This is a genomic window from Rothia sp. 32237D007AR, from assembly GCF_053544675.1.
The window spans coordinates 34,636-52,171 of record NZ_JBPPUO010000012.1; the positions used below are offsets into that span (position 1 = coordinate 34,636).

At 53.6% G+C, this 17,536-nt stretch carries 14 protein-coding genes and 1 CRISPR repeat array; of the genes, 6 read left to right on the plus strand and 8 right to left on the minus strand.

From position 1 onward, the window contains the following. Positions 1–238 precede the first annotated feature (238 nt). The 3 genes from ACED87_RS08050 to ACED87_RS08060 form a co-directional block, all read right to left on the minus strand. Entirely contained in the window at positions 239–1,045 is an 807-nt protein-coding gene (locus ACED87_RS08050; protein ID WP_449089874.1) for a methyltransferase domain-containing protein, read from the minus strand. Positions 1,046–1,199: 154 nt separating this feature from the next. Continuing rightward, positions 1,200–1,643: a DUF3021 domain-containing protein gene (locus ACED87_RS08055; protein WP_449082368.1), complete on the minus strand. Its 444-nt coding sequence runs from the start codon at positions 1,641–1,643 to the stop codon at positions 1,200–1,202. 20 nt (positions 1,644–1,663) lie between these two features. Beyond that, positions 1,664–2,101, minus strand: coding sequence for a LytTR family DNA-binding domain-containing protein (locus ACED87_RS08060; protein ID WP_449082366.1), 438 nt, complete (start codon positions 2,099–2,101; stop codon positions 1,664–1,666). Between the two features lie 241 nt (positions 2,102–2,342). Here ACED87_RS08060 and ACED87_RS08065 point away from each other — a divergent pair, with 241 nt between their 5' ends. After that, positions 2,343–3,548 carry an RNase H family protein gene (locus ACED87_RS08065; protein ID WP_449089876.1) on the plus strand — a complete coding sequence of 402 codons (1,206 nt, stop codon included), beginning with the start codon at positions 2,343–2,345 and terminating at the stop codon, positions 3,546–3,548. A 117-nt stretch (positions 3,549–3,665) separates the two neighbouring features. Here ACED87_RS08065 and ACED87_RS08070 read toward each other — a convergent pair whose 3' ends face one another. The 5 genes from ACED87_RS08070 to cas6e all read right to left on the minus strand — a co-directional run bounded on the left by ACED87_RS08070 (position 3,666) and on the right by cas6e (position 11,794). After that, a complete protein-coding gene (locus ACED87_RS08070) occupies positions 3,666–4,292 on the minus strand; it encodes a DedA family protein (protein WP_449082362.1) in 627 nt (208 codons plus the stop codon). 372 nt (positions 4,293–4,664) lie between these two features. Then, a CRISPR array of direct repeats spans positions 4,665–7,194; the repeat unit is 29 nt; unit sequence GGAAATACCCCCGCGAGTGCGGGGAAGAG. Positions 7,195–7,215: 21 nt separating this feature from the next. Beyond that, on the minus strand, positions 7,216–7,527 hold the full coding sequence (gene cas2e / locus ACED87_RS08075; protein ID WP_449082360.1) for a type I-E CRISPR-associated endoribonuclease Cas2e: 312 nt from the start codon (positions 7,525–7,527) through the stop codon (positions 7,216–7,218). Positions 7,528–7,529: 2 nt separating this feature from the next. Further along, positions 7,530–8,468: a type I-E CRISPR-associated endonuclease Cas1e gene (gene cas1e / locus ACED87_RS08080; protein WP_449082358.1), complete on the minus strand. Its 939-nt coding sequence runs from the start codon at positions 8,466–8,468 to the stop codon at positions 7,530–7,532. After that, positions 8,465–11,095 carry a CRISPR-associated helicase Cas3' gene (gene cas3, locus ACED87_RS08085; RefSeq protein WP_449089877.1) on the minus strand — a complete coding sequence of 877 codons (2,631 nt, stop codon included), beginning with the start codon at positions 11,093–11,095 and terminating at the stop codon, positions 8,465–8,467. Before cas3 ends, cas1e begins: the two co-directional genes overlap by 4 nt. A 9-nt stretch (positions 11,096–11,104) precedes the next feature. Then, positions 11,105–11,794: a type I-E CRISPR-associated protein Cas6/Cse3/CasE gene (gene cas6e / locus ACED87_RS08090; protein ID WP_449089878.1), complete on the minus strand. Its 690-nt coding sequence runs from the start codon at positions 11,792–11,794 to the stop codon at positions 11,105–11,107. Positions 11,795–12,052: 258 nt separating this feature from the next. Here cas6e and ACED87_RS08095 point away from each other — a divergent pair, with 258 nt between their 5' ends. From ACED87_RS08095 to ACED87_RS08115, 5 genes are all read left to right on the plus strand, one after another. Next, positions 12,053–13,678, plus strand: a complete 1,626-nt coding sequence (locus ACED87_RS08095) for a type I-E CRISPR-associated protein Cse1/CasA (RefSeq protein ID WP_449082352.1) — start codon at positions 12,053–12,055, stop codon at positions 13,676–13,678. Continuing rightward, a complete protein-coding gene (locus ACED87_RS08100; RefSeq protein WP_449082351.1) occupies positions 13,668–14,285 on the plus strand; it encodes a type I-E CRISPR-associated protein Cse2/CasB in 618 nt (205 codons plus the stop codon). Before ACED87_RS08095 ends, ACED87_RS08100 begins: the two co-directional genes overlap by 11 nt. A gap of 12 nt (positions 14,286–14,297) precedes the next feature. Then, positions 14,298–15,362: a type I-E CRISPR-associated protein Cas7/Cse4/CasC gene (gene cas7e / locus ACED87_RS08105; RefSeq protein WP_449082349.1), complete on the plus strand. Its 1,065-nt coding sequence runs from the start codon at positions 14,298–14,300 to the stop codon at positions 15,360–15,362. Beyond that, positions 15,359–16,072, plus strand: a complete 714-nt coding sequence (cas5e, locus tag ACED87_RS08110) for a type I-E CRISPR-associated protein Cas5/CasD (RefSeq protein WP_449082347.1) — start codon at positions 15,359–15,361, stop codon at positions 16,070–16,072. Before cas7e ends, cas5e begins: the two co-directional genes overlap by 4 nt. Positions 16,073–16,228: 156 nt before the next feature. Further along, entirely contained in the window at positions 16,229–17,350 is a 1,122-nt protein-coding gene (locus ACED87_RS08115) for a pirin family protein (protein WP_449082345.1), read from the plus strand. The last annotated feature ends 186 nt before the right edge of the window (positions 17,351–17,536 follow it).

Below are 17,536 nucleotides of genomic sequence, written 5' to 3' on the forward strand. Positions count from 1 at the left end.
ATACAGGCGCTCACGCGCCCTGATGTGAGGTGGAGTCAGTTTACATGTTATGTAATTATGTGCCTCTATATTTTAATGCCGAACTCCCAGATTGGCGAGGGCGCAGACCACACATAAACATTACATATTAACTATTTGAGAGTGTTTCCCCTTACCATTTTTACTCCACCTCAGCTCAAACTTGCTTACCAGGGCAGTAAACAAGCCGCGCAATCGTCCTCCCAGATAGTAAAGAACCTTAGCGAGTAGAAGATTCCCCAGCCCTCTGGGCAACCACAAAAATACGGCGGAAAGGCAGAATAGTGCCCACCGAACTAGCCGGGTAGGCCTCACGCAAAGCAGCCCGGTAACGCTGCTCAAACTCCTGACGCACACCCTCAGGCAAACTGGTCAGTACAGGGCGAGCACCTGCCCCAGCCAGCCAATCATAAACAGGGTCTTCCCCCTGCAAAACATGCTGATAGGTGGTCTCCCAGGCATCAACCTCCCAGCCCTCACCCGAAAGCACCTCAAGGTAGGTAGCAGCCGGGGTCACCGAATCAATGAGCTTAGTTGAGATAAAAGGGGCGAACTGCGACTCAGCAGCAAGCTGCCGCAAAAGAGCATGAGTGGGCTCCAAAAAATTCCCCGCCACCTGAAAAGCAAAACTGCCGCCAGGGGCCAAGGTCTGAGCAATACGAGGCATCAGCTCCACATGGTTCTCAATCCAGTGAAAGACCGCATTAGAAACAATAAGATCGGGGGCCTGGCCACCCTTCTCAGCATCAGCTAGCCACTTTTCAATAGTCTGATGCCGGTAGCCCACCAGCGGGTTACTATTAGCTGCTTGGGCCGCCGCAATCATCTCGGCACTCCCGTCCACACCCACAATGCGGGCCTGAGGCCACCGTTCATGCAAAAGAGCAGTGCTATTACCTGGCCCGCACCCCAAATCAACAATCAGAGACGGCCCCTGCTGCGGGACATGAGCTAACAAATCTATGAAAGGGCGGGTCCGCTCAGAGTTATAACGCAGATATTGGGTCGGGTTCCAGGTGGTGTTCACGGGGTCTTATTCCTTTCACGAACACAGAAAGTACAGTAGATGGACTCACGAGGTGCAGGGCCCAAGCCCTGCACCTCCTAGCGAAATCACTGTATGTCAGAGGCACTCTGACCAGGTGATTCCGCCACCCCCGCCGTCATGTGGGGTAACAGTTTTAGTCGTCCATTTTCCCTAAGGCCGCATTGATGGTGCGGGTTTCACGGAGGCTCACCCAGAAGGAGATTACCCATACCAGGGCATATATGAGCAGTGCTACCAGCAAGAAGCCCATAAAAGCACCCATGGTCAGGGGGAACCAGTGCAGGTAGGCTCCAGCCAGAAGGACGCTGGTAAGCACGATAGCTGCGTGCACCAGGGTGGCCAGAGCCAGCGGCCACCTCTCGTTCTTATAAAGGTCAGCGGCGCAGTAGTGGACTGCCCCTAGCCCCGCATAAATAAGACGTTCTACCAGAACAGCTGTGTTCTGCTGGTCAAACTGGGCTAGGTAGCTGGGCACCCCAGGCACATAGGTGCTGCCCATGAGTGCTGAAAATAGAAGTTCCATGGTGCAACCAATAGCGATTCCAATCAGGGCACCGATAAGGATTTTGCGAGTCATTATTCTTCTCCTGTCAGTTGCTAGAGGCCGAGAGCTTGCTTGACGTTCGTGAGGGAGCGCCGAGAGACGAAGCAGCGAGTGCCGTCCTTCAGCACTACCCCGATAGTGGTGGTGAGGGAGACGTCAAAGCGTTCCACCCAGTGAATGTTGATGAGCTCCCCCTGGTTTATTCTGATGAAGCTCTGGGGCAGCCTGGCTTCAAGCTCTTTCATGCGCTGCTTGACCTGCCAGGTGCCCTTGGCCGTGTGGGCGTACACATTCTTATCTGAGGTGAAAAACCGTAGAGTTTGGCTCAACGATAGGGGGATGGCACTGCCTTGGGCGTAGGCCAGAAGAGGGGTTGTGGTTTTACCTGCAAGGTAGGTTTGTAGCTCTTCTATCTCAGTCGTGAGCTCTGGGGCGGTGACATCGAGGCGGGTCTCTTTGTATTTAGGGTCAAGAGTGAGCGTGAACTTCATGGTTTCTCCTCCCAAGGGGAGTAGCTGGTGTGGACATTTCTAGTAAAGCTGCTGCCGCGGTACCTGAACAAGGGTGGGAGGATATGCGGTAGCTGCTGGCCGATAAGCGGGGAGGACGCTGGTTGGGCGTTCACTAGGAGAGTGAATGGGGTGCTTCTCTGAGCTCATCTCTTGGCAAAACGATATTGAGTTGGTATAGCTTTAAAGAGTAAGCAACACAACTATAGACACCCCTTAGGAGATGAATAATGTGGAAATTACGCCTGCACATATTAAAAAATGTGAACTGACCTGGGAACCGCCTGACTACACCAGCTCCTACCCAGACGGGTTCACCGAACAAGGCGTGGCCGTCATCGTGGTCATCATGGAGCAGGTTCGAGCTGCCGGTGACTGCCATGTGGGGCTGACGTCCTTCGCCTTCATCTCACGAGAAAACGGGGAGAGGGAAGTCATCGAGAGCGAACCGGTGGCAGAGTCGCTAACTCACAGTCTCATGGACCCCTGCGACACCGTACACACAGACATGCTGGGCCGGGCCATCCTAGCCAGCATGGACCTGATCCCAGAGGACTATAAGACCAACCTCATCACCGTCGCCGCCGACAAACACTACCTCAAACTCCTCTTCCGAAAATTTACGGCCTTCCGCGATTTTCTGGAATATCGCTCCATTGACAAGGTCATGAACCCCTACGAATCCCACTCGCTCGGGGAAATCCACGTCAAGCTCATGGGCACCCCGGCAGGTGAACTCATGCCGGACTTTATAGACCAAGCCACCAACCTAGCCCACCAGGAACTTGAACAAAATACGGCCCAGCTGCCGGTAGAACAGCTAGAAAAGTACAGTGTCTTCACTGACTGCTCCTATAGGTCAACGAATAACAAAAAGTATTTAAAAGGCGGACGCATGGGCATTGGTGGGGTGAGCGAAGACGGCTTCTTCTTTCACTCCCACTACGATGCAACCAACATTATGACCGGGGAACTCTCGGCCATGCTCGCTGCCTTTAACATCTTCTATCACGGTGGCCGCCAGCTCATTATTCACACTGACTCGCTAGGGGCCCTCACCTTTGTGCTGCGCCTGGCGCACAGCCGCTGGGTCTACAAAACCTGGGTGAATGAAGGGGTGCAAAACCAGCGGGTCTTAGAGGAGATGGAGCGGCTAACTGAGGCCATTCGGGAACGGCGGGTGCTGGTCAAACATATCCCTGGCCACAGTGGGCACGGGTTGCAGGAGTCATCAGATTCGGTGTCAAAAATGCACCGGCACTTCCCTGGGCAGGTTGTCGATAGGGGGCATGTCTCCGAGTTCAATAAGCGCTGCGAGTCGATTATTACTGCCCTATCGGGGTGTGAGAAGGCCCTGCGTCTGCCCTGTGCTGATTGGATCCAGATTCGCCCGTCGGTGGTGCACGCCCGCAACCGCCTGTGGAAGTAACGTCAGAACCACTAGCAAAAAGGCCACATAAGTAAAGGGACCGCATACGATGCGGTCCCTTTAAGATTGTATGGCCCTAGTGGAATAAGGGAATAGGGGAGTGAGGAGGCCTGCCCCTTAGGCTACGTCGTGCTTCTCCTGGCGGGCGCGGCGCAGCAGCCAGATGAAGACGGCCACCAGGGCCAGGGCTACCAGGGCGTAGACCACCTTGGAGTACTGGTCGATGACGCCTTCAACAGCAGTCCAATTCTCACCCAGAACCCAGCCACAGTAGATGAGCAGGGCGTTCCAGATAGAAGAACCAATCAGAGTGTAAAAACCAAAAGTCAGCGGGTTCATGCGGTCGATGCCGGCGGGAATCGAGATGAGTGAACGAATACCAGGGATCACACGGCCAATGAGGATGGAGGCCTTACCGTACTTGTCGAACCAGGCTAGGGCGTTGTCGACGTCCTCAACCTTGACCAGCCACATCCAGGCTGCGATCTTGCGCAGGCGGTGAGCGCCGATGGCTGCACCCAGGTAGTAGAGGAAGTAGGCGCCGGCGAGCGAGCCGACGGTCGCCCAGATAAAGGCGGCCACTACGTTGATGGAGCCCTGGGAGGCGGTGAAGCCAGCCAGCGGCAGGATAACCTCGGAGGGAATGGGTGGGAAGACGTTCTCAAGGAAAACAGCCAGGCCAACACCAGGGGAGCCGATGGCCTCCATGATAGAGATAACCCAGTCGATAATGTTCTGGAGCACAAGCGCCCTTTCTTCTATACGGAATATGGGCAACGGCCCAGTGACAAAACTTCCTCTATTCTCCCCTAGAACCCTGCATTTTCCTATGAGCCAAAGGCAAGGACGCTGGGGGGTTTTGGTCACGTTAGGGGAGGCGCATGTTCGCTTGCGCCACCGCACATAAGCAACGCCTAAATCAGAAATGATTATCTAGGTGGGAGGCCACTCTGGCTCAGGCGGTTTCCCAAGAATGGGAAGAAGAACTATAAGCTGCTACTACACCTAAGGAACCTATAGATATTCTTTTTCTAGTAGGAAATTTGAATAGGTAAAAGTGCCACCTTACATGGGTTGAGAAAACTGCTCAATCTTCACTCACCGATTTATTATCACGGAGATACCCCCGTATGTGCGGGGAAGGGTCTCAGTCTTGGGACTCTCCTAGGTAGGTCTAGGAAATACCTCCGCGAGTGCGGGGAAGAGCAGGGTGCTTTGTCTATGACTAGTTCTATCTTGGAAATACCCCCGCGAGTGCGGGGAAGAGCGGGTGCTCCGGGGGCAAGGCGCATAGCGGCGGGAAATACCCCCGCGAGTGCGGGGAAGAGCAGAGTATGTGCCCCGACTTTCTTATTTTCTGTGAAATACCCCCGCGAGTGCGGGGAAGAGTCACTGTGACCATGGGTGTAGCCATTTAGGCGGGAAATACCCCCGCGAGTGCGGGGAAGAGCAGGTAGCGGGGTTCATTAACCAGCTTGACCCGGAAATACCCCCGCGAGTGCGGGGAAGAGAATTTCCCACCCTGCACGACAATTGCCCTCATGGAAATACCCCCGCGAGTGCGGGGAAGAGCACCGGAAGATAGCCCCAAAGGTTGTGGTCTGGGAAATACCCCCGCGAGTGCGGGGAAGAGTGATTCCCTGGAAGGCTTCTTCGACGATGGCGGGAAATACCCCCGCGAGTGCGGGGAAGAGATCTCCCCGGCCCGGTTCGGCGCAATGTACCAGGAAATACCCCCGCGAGTGCGGGGAAGAGATCTTGCCAGCGCAGGGCGCGCACCTCGGACGGGAAATACCCCCGCGAGTGCGGGGAAGAGGGTGAGGGCCTACAATTCCCCGCGCTCTATTAGGAAATACCCCCGCGAGTGCGGGGAAGAGTGGCGGGCGTCGGTGCCTGCTGCTGGGTGGCCGGAAATACCCCCGCGAGTGCGGGGAAGAGATGCGATGAACGCTCCGGCTGCGATGCTGAGGGGAAATACCCCCGCGAGTGCGGGGAAGAGAAGGCCTTTAGCCGCTCTTCGACCTCCAGCACGGAAATACCCCCGCGAGTGCGGGGAAGAGCTACGTCTTTACTGGTAAGGGTCATGGTTATTGGAAATACCCCCGCGAGTGCGGGGAAGAGCCCAGGCCCTCCCACAGGGTTCGCGGTGGTGTGGAAATACCCCCGCGAGTGCGGGGAAGAGCTTCTGACGCCACGGAGGCGATACCCCGGCCCGGAAATACCCCCGCGAGTGCGGGGAAGAGAGCATATCGCCGGTGAGACCGTAGCCGAGCACAGAAATACCCCCGCGAGTGCGGGGAAGAGCCTTCGACAGAGGATCTTGTCTTTGAACGCTGGGAAATACCCCCGCGAGTGCGGGGAAGAGAAGCCTGCTGCCGTCCAAGTTGCCAGGGCTACAGAAATACCCCCGCGAGTGCGGGGAAGAGGAATACGCCCCAGGGCAAGCAGTCGGTGACCAGGAAATACCCCCGCGAGTGCGGGGAAGAGCTAGCAACGAGCTTTGGTGTGCTGGGCATGGCAGAAATACCCCCGCGAGTGCGGGGAAGAGGTTCATCGAAGTTCTCAGCCTTAGACGCTGAGGGAAATACCCCCGCGAGTGCGGGGAAGAGTTACGGGGGTTTTTGCGTCGATTTGGGTCATGGGAAATACCCCCGCGAGTGCGGGGAAGAGCGCGACACCCTCCTGCGTAGCGCACTCTTTTGGGAAATACCCCCGCGAGTGCGGGGAAGAGGCGATGTGATGCGGTGGCCGGGGCTTGCCGCAGGAAATACCCCCGCGAGTGCGGGGAAGAGGAGGATGCGGCATCAGCTTTGAAGGTGACTTGGGAAATACCCCCGCGAGTGCGGGGAAGAGTATCCCCGGCAGGCAGCTCATGCGCGGTAGCCGGAAATACCCCCGCGAGTGCGGGGAAGAGGAGGTAATCTTCACCCCACGGTTCGCCGCCGCGGAAATACCCCCGCGAGTGCGGGGAAGAGAGAGTAGGGAGCCTTTGAGAACCTGCTTGATAGGAAATACCCCCGCGAGTGCGGGGAAGAGCTGCCGGTGCGCTAGAACCCCCTTGGCGAAGTCGAAATACCCCCGCGAGTGCGGGGAAGAGCCGCTGGTGCCCCGTACCCTGTTGCTGGGTATGGAAATACCCCCGCGAGTGCGGGGAAGAGTCAGCGTAGCTTCGCTGAGCCGTATTGTAGGCGGAAATACCCCCGCGAGTGCGGGGAAGAGTTTGGAAATCGCGGGGTAAACACCATCAACGAGGAAATACCCCCGCGAGTGCGGGGAAGAGCACTTGTGGTTTACCACCATGCCGGAGGGGATGGAAATACCCCCGCGAGTGCGGGGAAGAGCAGCCGGGCTAGCTTTCCTCGGCGGTTATCTGGGAAATACCCCCGCGAGTGCGGGGAAGAGATTCCATCGATGGACCCTTGCCACCATGAGCCGGAAATACCCCCGCGAGTGCGGGGAAGAGGTCAGCATGGTGAGGATTATTTCTCGTCCTATGGAAATACCCCCGCGAGTGCGGGGAAGAGCATCTGAAGAAATCTCGGATGGTCCTGATACTGGAAATACCCCCGCGAGTGCGGGGAAGAGTTTCTCAGCAAAAGATTTCTAATTATAAGTTTGGAAATACCCCCGCGAGTGCGGGGAAGAGACCATCTGACTTGCGATTTTATCAGCTTAAACCTGAATTTTCGCTATTTTTGGGTACCGGAAGGTAGGCGAGAGAAAGCCCATCTAGTTCAATAACAGGGCGACTCTGGGCACCTACCGATTGAATAGTAAAACCCTGTTCCGACTGTCGGTCGCTGGTAACCATAGTGAATGATCCTTCTTTCGCGGCGAGCACACATCTTGCCCAAAGGTTTTCTCGTACTCGTTTTGACACATTACCGACGTATAGACCTGTCGATGCTTCTGACAAGAACCTGCTGAGATACCCACGCAGATGTTCAGGGATAGCAGTAGCCGAGAGAACTATAAACATACCTATTGTTCACCTCCGTACTGGGTGTGCCCTTCAACTTCTTCGCCGCGGTCGCTGATAAGCCGGTCGTCGTCTCTATTAGGTAAATGTGGGGTGAGCACTTCCATTAAAGTCTGAAGCATACCTTTGAGAACCTGCTGTTTAACAAGTTCCTTTCGAACTCCCGTCCTAACGTCTTCGGCAAGATTAATACTGCTATGACATGCGAAAGCAACGGGGATTGATAGCGAGGGCTTGTAAAGGTCAGCAAGATCAAAAAGAAGAGAGCGGGCGTCACCTCGATGAATAACTCCTAAAGCAGGGTTTACTCCGATAGCAGCACAGGCTGCTGCAGCACACCCGTAGAGGATAGAGTTAGCGATATTAAGCGCCATATTTACATTATCGTCGGCATCGACTTGCCTACGGAAGCCTATAATTTTGTGTTTTTTTGCTGTGTCGCGGTAGAGGTTTCTGATAGTCCGCCCCTCTAGTCCACGCATAGTGGCGATAGTTCCCCCGGGCATATGTTCAATACCAAGTTGCTTTTTATATAGGACGAGAGCCGCTGTGCGTTGATTCTTTTCTTGTGAAACGAGACGCGCTTGGGCGATTGCCCAACGAGCAGATGAGGTCAGCGGAGTTGCATGAGAGTAGGCTGGGACCCCACCGCCACCCGTGAACATGACTGTTGTTCCGGCACGGGTGCAAGAAATTATCGCGGGCTGGGTAATACTTGTTCCGGGACCAAGCATGAGCACTGAGAGTCCACTAACAGGTAACTGAACTCTTTTGCCAGCTATAACGCCTTTATCTGTATCTCCACCGTAAGCGATGACCCCTGTTTTATCTTGCCGGATAACGCAATATTCAAGGTAGAGGAAGGATACACGGTCTTCTAATCTGACTTGGTGGTCAGTGGGGATAGTTGAGAAGGCGAGAGCTTCTTCTGAGTAACTCATTGTTCACCGGTTCCTGTAAAGCCAAGGACAGGGTCGTAAACACTATTGTGGGGTATCTGCATGTAGTAGTAACGATTGAGAAGAGTCTTAGAGCTATCTAGCGAGGGTAGGGAATTGAGGTACTCTCGATTATCTTTTGATACAACAATGGGTAAGGACGCCCGTAGTGCCTTTTGGATTTCTGTTTGGTCATGCGCGGTGAGAGCGCACAGATCTTCTAAAGTTCCTTCCCAAGCACCGGGTATTTGCTCAGGACTTCCACCTACAATAACTTGACGGATTTCGCTATTGATAAGGCGGGTAAAGGCGCCATCATCTGAGTCGTTAAAATTTTTATCCGTCATGTCGCTAAACTCTTTGATGGTACTTAGAGGGTGCAGGGCATTGGCTAGTTTCTCAGATTTATCTTTACCTTTACGAAGGGCGGCAGAGTTTTCAGCGAACTGGTCTAGGTCTTCTGAAGTGAGAATAGAGTCAAGGGTTACAGCGGCAGCATCTACGAAGTCTTGGTTCATAGTTGGACATTCGAAGGTAGGGTTATCTTGTAGAAAACCCCAGGTACGTTGGAGCTCAGCTGGGTAGTATGGCTTAAGCATCCATGTTTCAGGCATATTGGGTTTGACAACTTGAATCGGTAGATTCGTAATTCCAGGGATTCGATTCTTTCTGTCGATATCTTCTCGTCTCCATACGCGTCCTGCTCGTTGAATCAAGGATGGTGCGGGGCAGAGATCCGTAGAGAGCAAATCAAGGTCGATATCGAGAGAGGCCTCAATCGTTTGGGTACCAACAACAGTTAATGCCGTTCCTTGACCATTAGAGCCAATTGTTTGTTCAAGAAGTTCAGCATTACGTTTGCGGTGTTCAGCAGTCATGCGAGAATGCAACAGGATAACCGTTTCGCCCAGGTCTGATAGCTTCTGCGCAATGGCTTGAGCCCTTTTGACCGTATTACAGATAATGCCCAGTCTTGCTGAGGGAAATTCGTGTCGGTGCTCGATAGCCCATTGAATATGAGTTGACTCCAAATCAGGGTAGTCAGGCTCTGCGAAAGTAAAGTCAATAGTGTAAGTGGGAACGCTAAGTACGGTTTGGCTAGTCATGAAGTTTTCGACGTCAGCTGACTCGGCTGAAGGGAAAATCCCTTCCTTCTCTGGTTTGTGGCCCGTATACGCTGTGAGGAAGCGCTCGCGTTGCCATTGAGGAAAAGTCGCGGATAGAAAGGTTACCCGAGTGCGAGTGAGACCTAGCCAGGTTAATAGGGGTACTAGTAGTTCACTTTGGTAATGGTCGAGAGTATGAATCTCATCGATGACTACATGGGCGTTCGCGAGTGCTAGTAATCGTAGGTGAGTCCATTTCATGGGGATAGAGGCCATGAGTGGCTGATCGATAGTGCCAACACAAACGGGCGCAAGTAAGCGAGGAGCGCCTGATTTGACGAACTCGGTTGGATAGAGGCCCCCACTATCTTGACCATTACAGGTATCTGAGAAAACAGTGACGGGCCTGGTGTAGAAGTCTTCGATGGAAGATAGCCCATGTGCTAGAGAGGCAACGTTAGGGGTAGTGGAATATGCTTTTTGGACGCGTCGCATGAGAGCGTTAGTTGTGGCTTGGGTGGGAAGAAGGAAAATGAGCCGTTCATCTTTGAGCGAGTGCCGGAGCAGAGCTGCTTCAGTTTTTCCATTGCCAGTTGGTGCCATTGCATTCCAAATGCCTTCGCTTGCCGTGAGCGCTTCTTGTTGCAATGGTCTAGGTGCGTAGTTACCTAGGATAGAGGATTGAGCTGTTTCTGCATTTTCCCAACCGTGGTAAAGGCCTACAGTATCTTTGACGCGTTCTAGGGCACGGTCAGTACAAGCCTCAATCCAAGCTGCAGGTTCTTTAAAGGAAAGCTTCCCTTCCGCCAAAAGTTCTTGGTTCTGTGCTACCCAGTCAGTTCCCGAGGCAATACGGTCGGCAAGAATAACGAGTCCTGAAAGCAAGATGGTGACGGTCGGTGATACTTCTTCAGGAAAATCATCAGGTGAGATTCCAAGGGCTTCAGAGAGAACTTCGAGTAGGTCAGTTTGAGCGTCAGACCAGCCTGCTGCAAGTGCTTGTTGGAACCTTCGCTGGGTGACTTTGTTATTTCCCCGATCGGGGAAAGTGAAAGCGCCGTGATGCCCTAGCGCCGGAAGAGCAAACCAAAAATCTGACGTGCAATCATTACTATCAATTAGCTCTTCCTTAGCGAGGAAAAAAGCTCCAACTTGTTCATGCCGGGCAAGAAATCTATTACCACTTCGAGCTATATCAGCTAGAGTTCTCTCATCTAGGAAGAGACAGTCAGGCTCATGAACAGATATAGACTTGCGTATCTGATCCCATTCAAGGCCTTTTCGACGAGGCTGAGCCTGGAATATGGGTGAAGCCTTACCTATATCGTGAGAACCAGCAACCCACTGAACGATGCGTTCGCTTTCATCCCCTAGCTCGGAGGAGATAATATTACGTAGTCCCGGGCGAAGCCAATATCTGTAGAGTGCTTGAGCTACCGCTGCAGTATCTAGGAGATGCGCTAAGAGAGGATAAGCCTGATTAAGACCATTTTGCTTGGACCATAGATAAGGGTGAGTCTTCATTGTTTCTCCCTACTCAGCTAGTGGACGAATAGAGAGCAAACCACACCCATATGATTTTGCTCGACCGATGCCTTTCAACAGTATTTCTTCCAGATGTGCGGGATCTTCAACACGGGCAAAACCATCGACCGTATCAACTTGCACTACAAAAGGGCTCCCTTGTGCTCGTCCTGATCGGTCAGATCCCAGAACTTGTCGCTGATGGTTCATGATTGTTACATCACTAAGAGCGGGTGAGAGCTTATCAGCTAACCATTCGCTCATACGGGGAAGGGCCTTGTCGGCTTCTACGTCCCCGTCAAAGGGAATCTGAACGATTCCTTGGCCTCGTTTACCGTTGCTTCCTGGTTTGTTGCCCTTTCTCTTAACCGCGTTGAGAGCTAAGCGGAAAGATATATATGTTCCTGCAGGAGGTGAAACCAGTTCAACCTGTTTTGCTTCTACCGGGTGCCCCTCATTAGGGGCCAGATTAGACTGAATGAGGAAGTATGGGGCACTTCCTGCAATAGCATCGAGGCGAAAGAGGATGCTAGAGTCTGCGCGCGGGGTGTCGCCCATAAGTTCTGGAAAAAGGTGCATGATGGCACGATGGCGGAAAATAGGGGAGTTGACATCCCATCCACGTTGTGGTTTGTTGGGGTGATCTACCATGAGAGCTTCATGAACAGGATATTTGGTGAGGAACACTGTGCGAGACACTATTGCTTGCCTTCTTTCTGGCTGTATCAGCTGGGGTTGGTAAAGTTATTCTTGGCTCGGGTTCCTGCTACGTTTTCTGACGAGTGGCGGGGTAGTTCAATATAGTTGTAATGTCCGAGGCCTTCCCCGTAGTTACGGGGGAATCTGTTTCCAGTGTACTTACCTGGGAACAGAAGGGCAATAATTTTCTGGACATATAATTGTATTGTCTGTTCTTATGATTTACTCTGGAGATACAGATACCGAAGGAGGTAGTCGTTGCTATCTAATGCTTTGACTGACATTCCCTGGATTCGTCTTGAGACGGATAAGGGCATGTCTAGTGTCACTATAAGGGATGCGCTCTTATCTTCCCATCAAGAAGAAACAGCCCTTGATAAAAAAATCCCTGGGTACCTTTTAGGAGCCCAGAAACGGATTCTCCGAGACGTACTTGCTATAGTACTACGTCATGAAGAAGGCTATGAACCTCGAAAAGAAAAGAAACTAGCGAAAAAGATTCTTGAGCAGGGATTAAGCGAATCAGCCGTGGATCAAGGGCTTAAACAACTAGAGGACGGCGCAGATGTTTTTTCATCTACCTTCCCCTTCTTACAGCGTCCACCACTAGAGCCCGCCTCTTCCAAAGACTCCGCTCGTCTGCTCGCTCCTGGCAAGCAACCTGTCAAAAAATTGCTCCCTGCTATGCCAGCAGATCAAGGTGAGGACTTCTGGAACCTATCAGTAGCCCAGCAAACTAGCTTGAATCTTGTGGAAGCAGTGCAGAATCTTGCAGTGCATCACCATTACTCAATGGCTGGAAACAACACCTATGACGGTGAAAAGTGCGCTATGGGTTCTCCAGGGATTCGTTTTCTTGGAAAAGGGAACACCTCTACAGAAATTTTTTGGGAAGAGGATAGCCTGCTAGCAACTCTCCTGCAGTCTCTGCCCAAGACCTGGGTACAAGGAGAGGGCCTGCCAGCCTGGTGCGATAGATTGGGGACTACAGCCCTACTAGGTGATGGCACAGAACACCCCCTATGGGCAGGTACCTGGAGCTCCAATACTGCAGCCTGCCTCTGGGAAAGCGACCGCCTAGTCGGCGTGCGTATTGGCGGTATTCCTCAGGAATGGTATCTGCCTACTATGGGACAGGATAAAAATACGCGAAAGAACTGGTGGGACCAGCGCAATACCCACGATCCTTTTTATCTCTATATGGAGAACGAACAAGGCGACCCCAAGGCACAGCGACTTGATTTAGGCCGAGATGCTACAGATCTTGCTGTTGAATGGGCCGCGGCACATAAATCCGTAGCAGCTAAAAGCCAACGAGATGATTGTTTCTACTCATCCACTAAATCCAGGTTAGCTTTTATCCGACATCAGATTGAAGGAACTGCATCATCGCCCAGCATCCGTGCTTCACAGGTTTATACCCCTGACCCCGAGCGTTGGGTCTTTGGGCAAAGTGAAGACATACAAGACCTCATTAGAGAACAGGCTCGCGTCATACAACAGATGCACGCTATCGTCTGTTCACCTTTTAGGCGAAAAAATACGGGAGATGAAAAACGTGCTCAAGAAGGATACGCACCTGTCGTTCTTGATGATTTGGAGCAACTAAAGCCTGACGCTTCTGCTAACTATTGGAGAGCTATCACTCCGGTCTACATAGATTTCCTTCAACACGACTGTAAAGAACAGGGTTATCTGCCAAACTCTCTCCTCGAAGAGGCAATACATGCAGCAATAGGCGCATATGATGCGACCGTTTTGCCTTATCGCAACCAAAACGTGGCCCGCACCGAGTATGTGCGCGGACAACTTTATATGCGTCTTCGAAAAGCGATGAACATTATCAAGGAAACCCCTAACCAGGAGGAAACCGATGACAAATAATCAGCCAGAGACGTGGTATCACCTCATCAAAAAGGTGAACCGGATGGCAGCGCAAGAAAGCGGTCATGCCAAAGAAATTTCTGCCTTGCGCCGCGGAAATAGCCCCGTAACTGAACACTACGCTTACCCTTATGTTCTGCCCTACACAGCAGATTTTAAGTCTAAAGAACAGCAGACGGCTCTTTTAAGGGCTGTTGCGATGCTTGCCGAATATAAGGATATTCCAACATTCAGTAGAGACAATGGGGCGGGGTACCGCTCTTTTGGGTCCTGGTGTTATCACCTCTCCAAGCATCTAGCAGACGGAAAGCAAACGATTCTTAACCCCGATAAGCCTGATGTTGTGGGGCAGCGTCTTGCCTACCTTCATACGCAGCCACTTGAAGAGGCAGTCTTGAGCGTTAGGCGATTACTGGCTCTTGCTAATGGTTTGCAAAACCCACCGGCTCTCGATAAATACAACCTAGCAAAAACCATCATTTACTGGGGTAACGGACTCTCTCCGGCCTCGCAAGATATTCGTCGCCAGGTGCTGCGAGACTACTACTCTTCATTCAACTACACCCTTTCACAGGCCGAGGAAAACTCACCGGCCGACGACCAGTAAGGACAACTGACCATGTCAAACCATCTCACTATTAGCATCCTGACCTCCGTCCCCTACTCCAACCTCAACCGAGATGATAATGGAACACCCAAGCGTGTTACCGTTGGTGGCGCTCTACGTGCCCTCCACTCGTCCCAGTCAGTTAAGCGCGGTATTCGCGTTGCGTACGAAAAATCCTCTCTTGACCGTTCCGTGCGCTCAGGGGACCTTGCTAGTGAAGTCGTGGCTAAGGCTCTAGAAATTTCTCCCGATGCAGATGAAAAAGCTCTCTTGAAAGCGGCTAAAGGTATTGTCGGAACCCTTACTAAGGGAAGCGGTAAAGAGGAAGACAACGAAAGTGGTTCTGCACGTTCATCGTGGCTAAGCGAAGAAGAGATTACTACTGCCGCAACAACTATCCTGGATAAAACTAACTCTGATTTTATTCAGGAAGGTAAGACTGGCTCCCTCGCAATAGCCAGTTTCGGCCGCATGTTTGCCAACGCCCCACAGAAGAACACTGAGGCAGCTTTAAGCGTCTCACCTGGGGTGACAACCCATGCAGCTACTATCGAAACCGACTACTTCTCAACGGTAGACGATGTGAAAGAACGTAGGGGTGAAACTGGTGCAACCTTCCTGGGCGTGGCCCAGTACACCAATGGGATCTTCTACCGCACAATTAGCATTGATAAGGCCCAGCTCAAAGAATCCTGGACTGGCTTTGGCCAAGAGCGTTCAGAAGGTAACCTCCGCGACCTCATTACCGCAATTATTTACGGCCTGCCCCGCGGCAAGGAAAACAGCACTGCCCCCTATATCCAGCCTGCTCTCGTCCTCGCAGAGGAACAGCAGTACCGCACTGCCTATGACTTTGAAACCCCAGTGCTTAACGGCAAAGAGGGGGGCTACCTAGCTCCCAGTATTGAACGCCTTGCCAAGCAGTACCGCCAGGCCCGCAACTTTGACCCTGATAATTTCGGCCCTGTTGAAGCGCTGACTGGAACCTATGAGGGGCTCGACGGCCAGTTCGGCAACCTTAAAGCCACCTCCCTCAATGAATTCATCGATACTGTTGTTGAATGGATCCAGCAGTGAGTGATTCCATTTACATCCGGCTTGCCGGTCCCCTGCAGTCTTGGGCTGGGGCCACAGTAACCGGCAATATTGTTCATACTGAAGAAGTACCATCACCGCGGAGTCTTCGAGGTCTTCTTGCAGGGGCTATGGGATACAAGCGTGATGATGAAATGCCAATCTGGCTTGAAAGTATCCATTTCACTGTACGACAAGAACGCAGAGCGATTTTTGTAGATGACTTTCACACCATCAATCAACGTACTGGTGAAGAGAAATTTCGTCGTCGGTTGCTCTTGGCTCAGGGGATGAAAGCTAGTAGCGCTAAAAATCTAGTTTTTACTCCTGACGCTCAGGGCGGCACATCTATCGTCAACCGCACCTACCTGGCAGACGCGGAATTTATTGTCCGTATTACAGCCGAAGGTCGTACCGAAGAAATCGATCAGGCTCTGCGTAGCCCACGATTCTCCACTTATCTCGGACGAAAAGCCTTCCCTGCGGTTTTTCCCTTCTACCTGGGCGTAGGTAACTCAGAGCTGCTCTATCAGCTTCCTACAGTTGCCACGAGAAAAGGTCAGGAAAAAGCGTTGGTCACTATCCATGAGTTCGTGCAGAATCAGGCTATAGCCCCCTTCACTACGGAAGTCCCTGCGGTTTCTAATCGTGGGACTTGGCTGAAGGACGTTGGCACTCAGCTAAAGCGTCGCAAGACCGTCCTCTCTGCCTAGGGCGCACCGCCGAACGCGACTCTTTTTCCCCACAGGACGTTAAAACAACGCCCGCTCGGGAAAAGGAGTCGCATTCGGCGTATCTGCCATCTGCCGTCCGCTTGCCCCGGCCGTCCGGTCACCCCACCCCCGTCCGCCCCGGCGTACACTAAACCTATGAAACTCATTGAGCCTCGCCCCGTGCCCCTGGGTGGGTTGCGCGCCATGACCGTCCGCCGCCTGCTGCCCTCTCGCGACCGCCGTATGGTCGGTGCCTGGTGCTTCATCGACCACTATGGCCCCGATGACGTCGCCGTCACCGGCGGTATGCGCGTCGCCCCGCACCCTCACACCGGCCTGCAAACTGCCAGCTGGATCTTCACCGGCACTATCGAACACCGCGACTCCCTTGGCACCGTCGCCGACGTCCGCCCCGGCGAGCTCAACCTCATGACCGCCGGCTACGGCATCAATCACTCCGAATACTCCACGCCAGACACCACTGTGCTGCACGGCATCCAGCTCTGGATCGCCCTGCCCCGCGACGATATGAACACCGCCCCCGCCTTCGAAAACTTCGTGCCCGAGGCCCTCACTTTCGGCGGGCAGGGGAGCGGGCAGAACGCGTCCGCCCCGGCTGGAGTGCAGGCCCGCGTCTTCCTGGGGGAGCTGGGTGTGACTGTCGATGAGGAAACCAAGACCGCCTCGTCCCCCGTCACCACCTTCTCGCCCCTGCTGGGCGCTGAAATCCTGGTGGGTGCCCCCGGCTCAGACCCTCGGGCCGACAAGAACCCGGCAGAAGATGCCCCGCGCCGAACCCTCACCCTGACCCTTAACCCCGAGTTTGAGCACGGCTTTGTGGTCGATACCGGTGCCCTCCTTATTAAGGGCCAGCGCGTTGCCGCCGACGAGATGCTCTTCATCGAGCCCGGCACCGAAGAGCTGACCATTGGGGCCATCGGGGACACCCGCCTGATCCTGCTCGGCGGCACCCCCTTTGGCGAAAAAATCACCATGTGGTGGAACTTCATCGGCCGCACCCATGAAGACATCGTTGAGGCCCGCGCCGCCTGGAACGCCCAGGCCGGCAGCTTCGAGGCCGTTACCGCACCGGCGGGTGCCTCTGGTGCTGACATCGTGACCGGTGGCGCCCTTGCCGCCGGTCAGGGCGCTACCGCCGATCACCCCCGCTTCGGCGGGGTGGTGCTACTGCCCGGTGAATACGACGAAAAGCCCCGCACCTCCGTCATTCCCGCCCCGGAGCTACCTAACGTCCGACTGAAGCTGCGCGGCGACTAGCCCCCGTGCAGGGGGCGGACGTCCGCCCTTACCCCCACCAGCAGTTAAGGTGTAGTCTGTGTCACTGTTTTGTGATGAAACCGTGACTCACCCGCTATTGTGGCGCATATTATGCCAGTTTGCTCCAACTAGGCAGGTTGCTGCCCATTAATCCGCGGTGACCAGGGTTAACGGAAAGCACCCGCC

Bases quoted from the DNA above. Each gene is read 5' to 3' on its own strand.
- ACED87_RS08055 (WP_449082368.1), bottom strand. From the start codon at position 1,643: ATGACTCGCAAAATCCTTATCGGTGCCCTGATTGGAATCGCTATTGGT.
- ACED87_RS08060 (WP_449082366.1), bottom strand. From the start codon at position 2,101: ATGAAGTTCACGCTCACTCTTGACCCTAAATACAAAGAGACCCGCCTC.
- ACED87_RS08065 (WP_449089876.1), top strand. From the start codon at position 2,343: ATGAATAATGTGGAAATTACGCCTGCACATATTAAAAAATGTGAACTG.
- cas2e (WP_449082360.1), bottom strand. From the start codon at position 7,527: ATGTTTATAGTTCTCTCGGCTACTGCTATCCCTGAACATCTGCGTGGG.
- cas1e (WP_449082358.1), bottom strand. From the start codon at position 8,468: ATGAGTTACTCAGAAGAAGCTCTCGCCTTCTCAACTATCCCCACTGAC.
- cas3 (WP_449089877.1), bottom strand. From the start codon at position 11,095: ATGAAGACTCACCCTTATCTATGGTCCAAGCAAAATGGTCTTAATCAG.
- ACED87_RS08100 (WP_449082351.1), top strand. From the start codon at position 13,668: ATGACAAATAATCAGCCAGAGACGTGGTATCACCTCATCAAAAAGGTG.
- cas7e (WP_449082349.1), top strand. From the start codon at position 14,298: ATGTCAAACCATCTCACTATTAGCATCCTGACCTCCGTCCCCTACTCC.
- ACED87_RS08115 (WP_449082345.1), top strand. From the start codon at position 16,229: ATGAAACTCATTGAGCCTCGCCCCGTGCCCCTGGGTGGGTTGCGCGCC.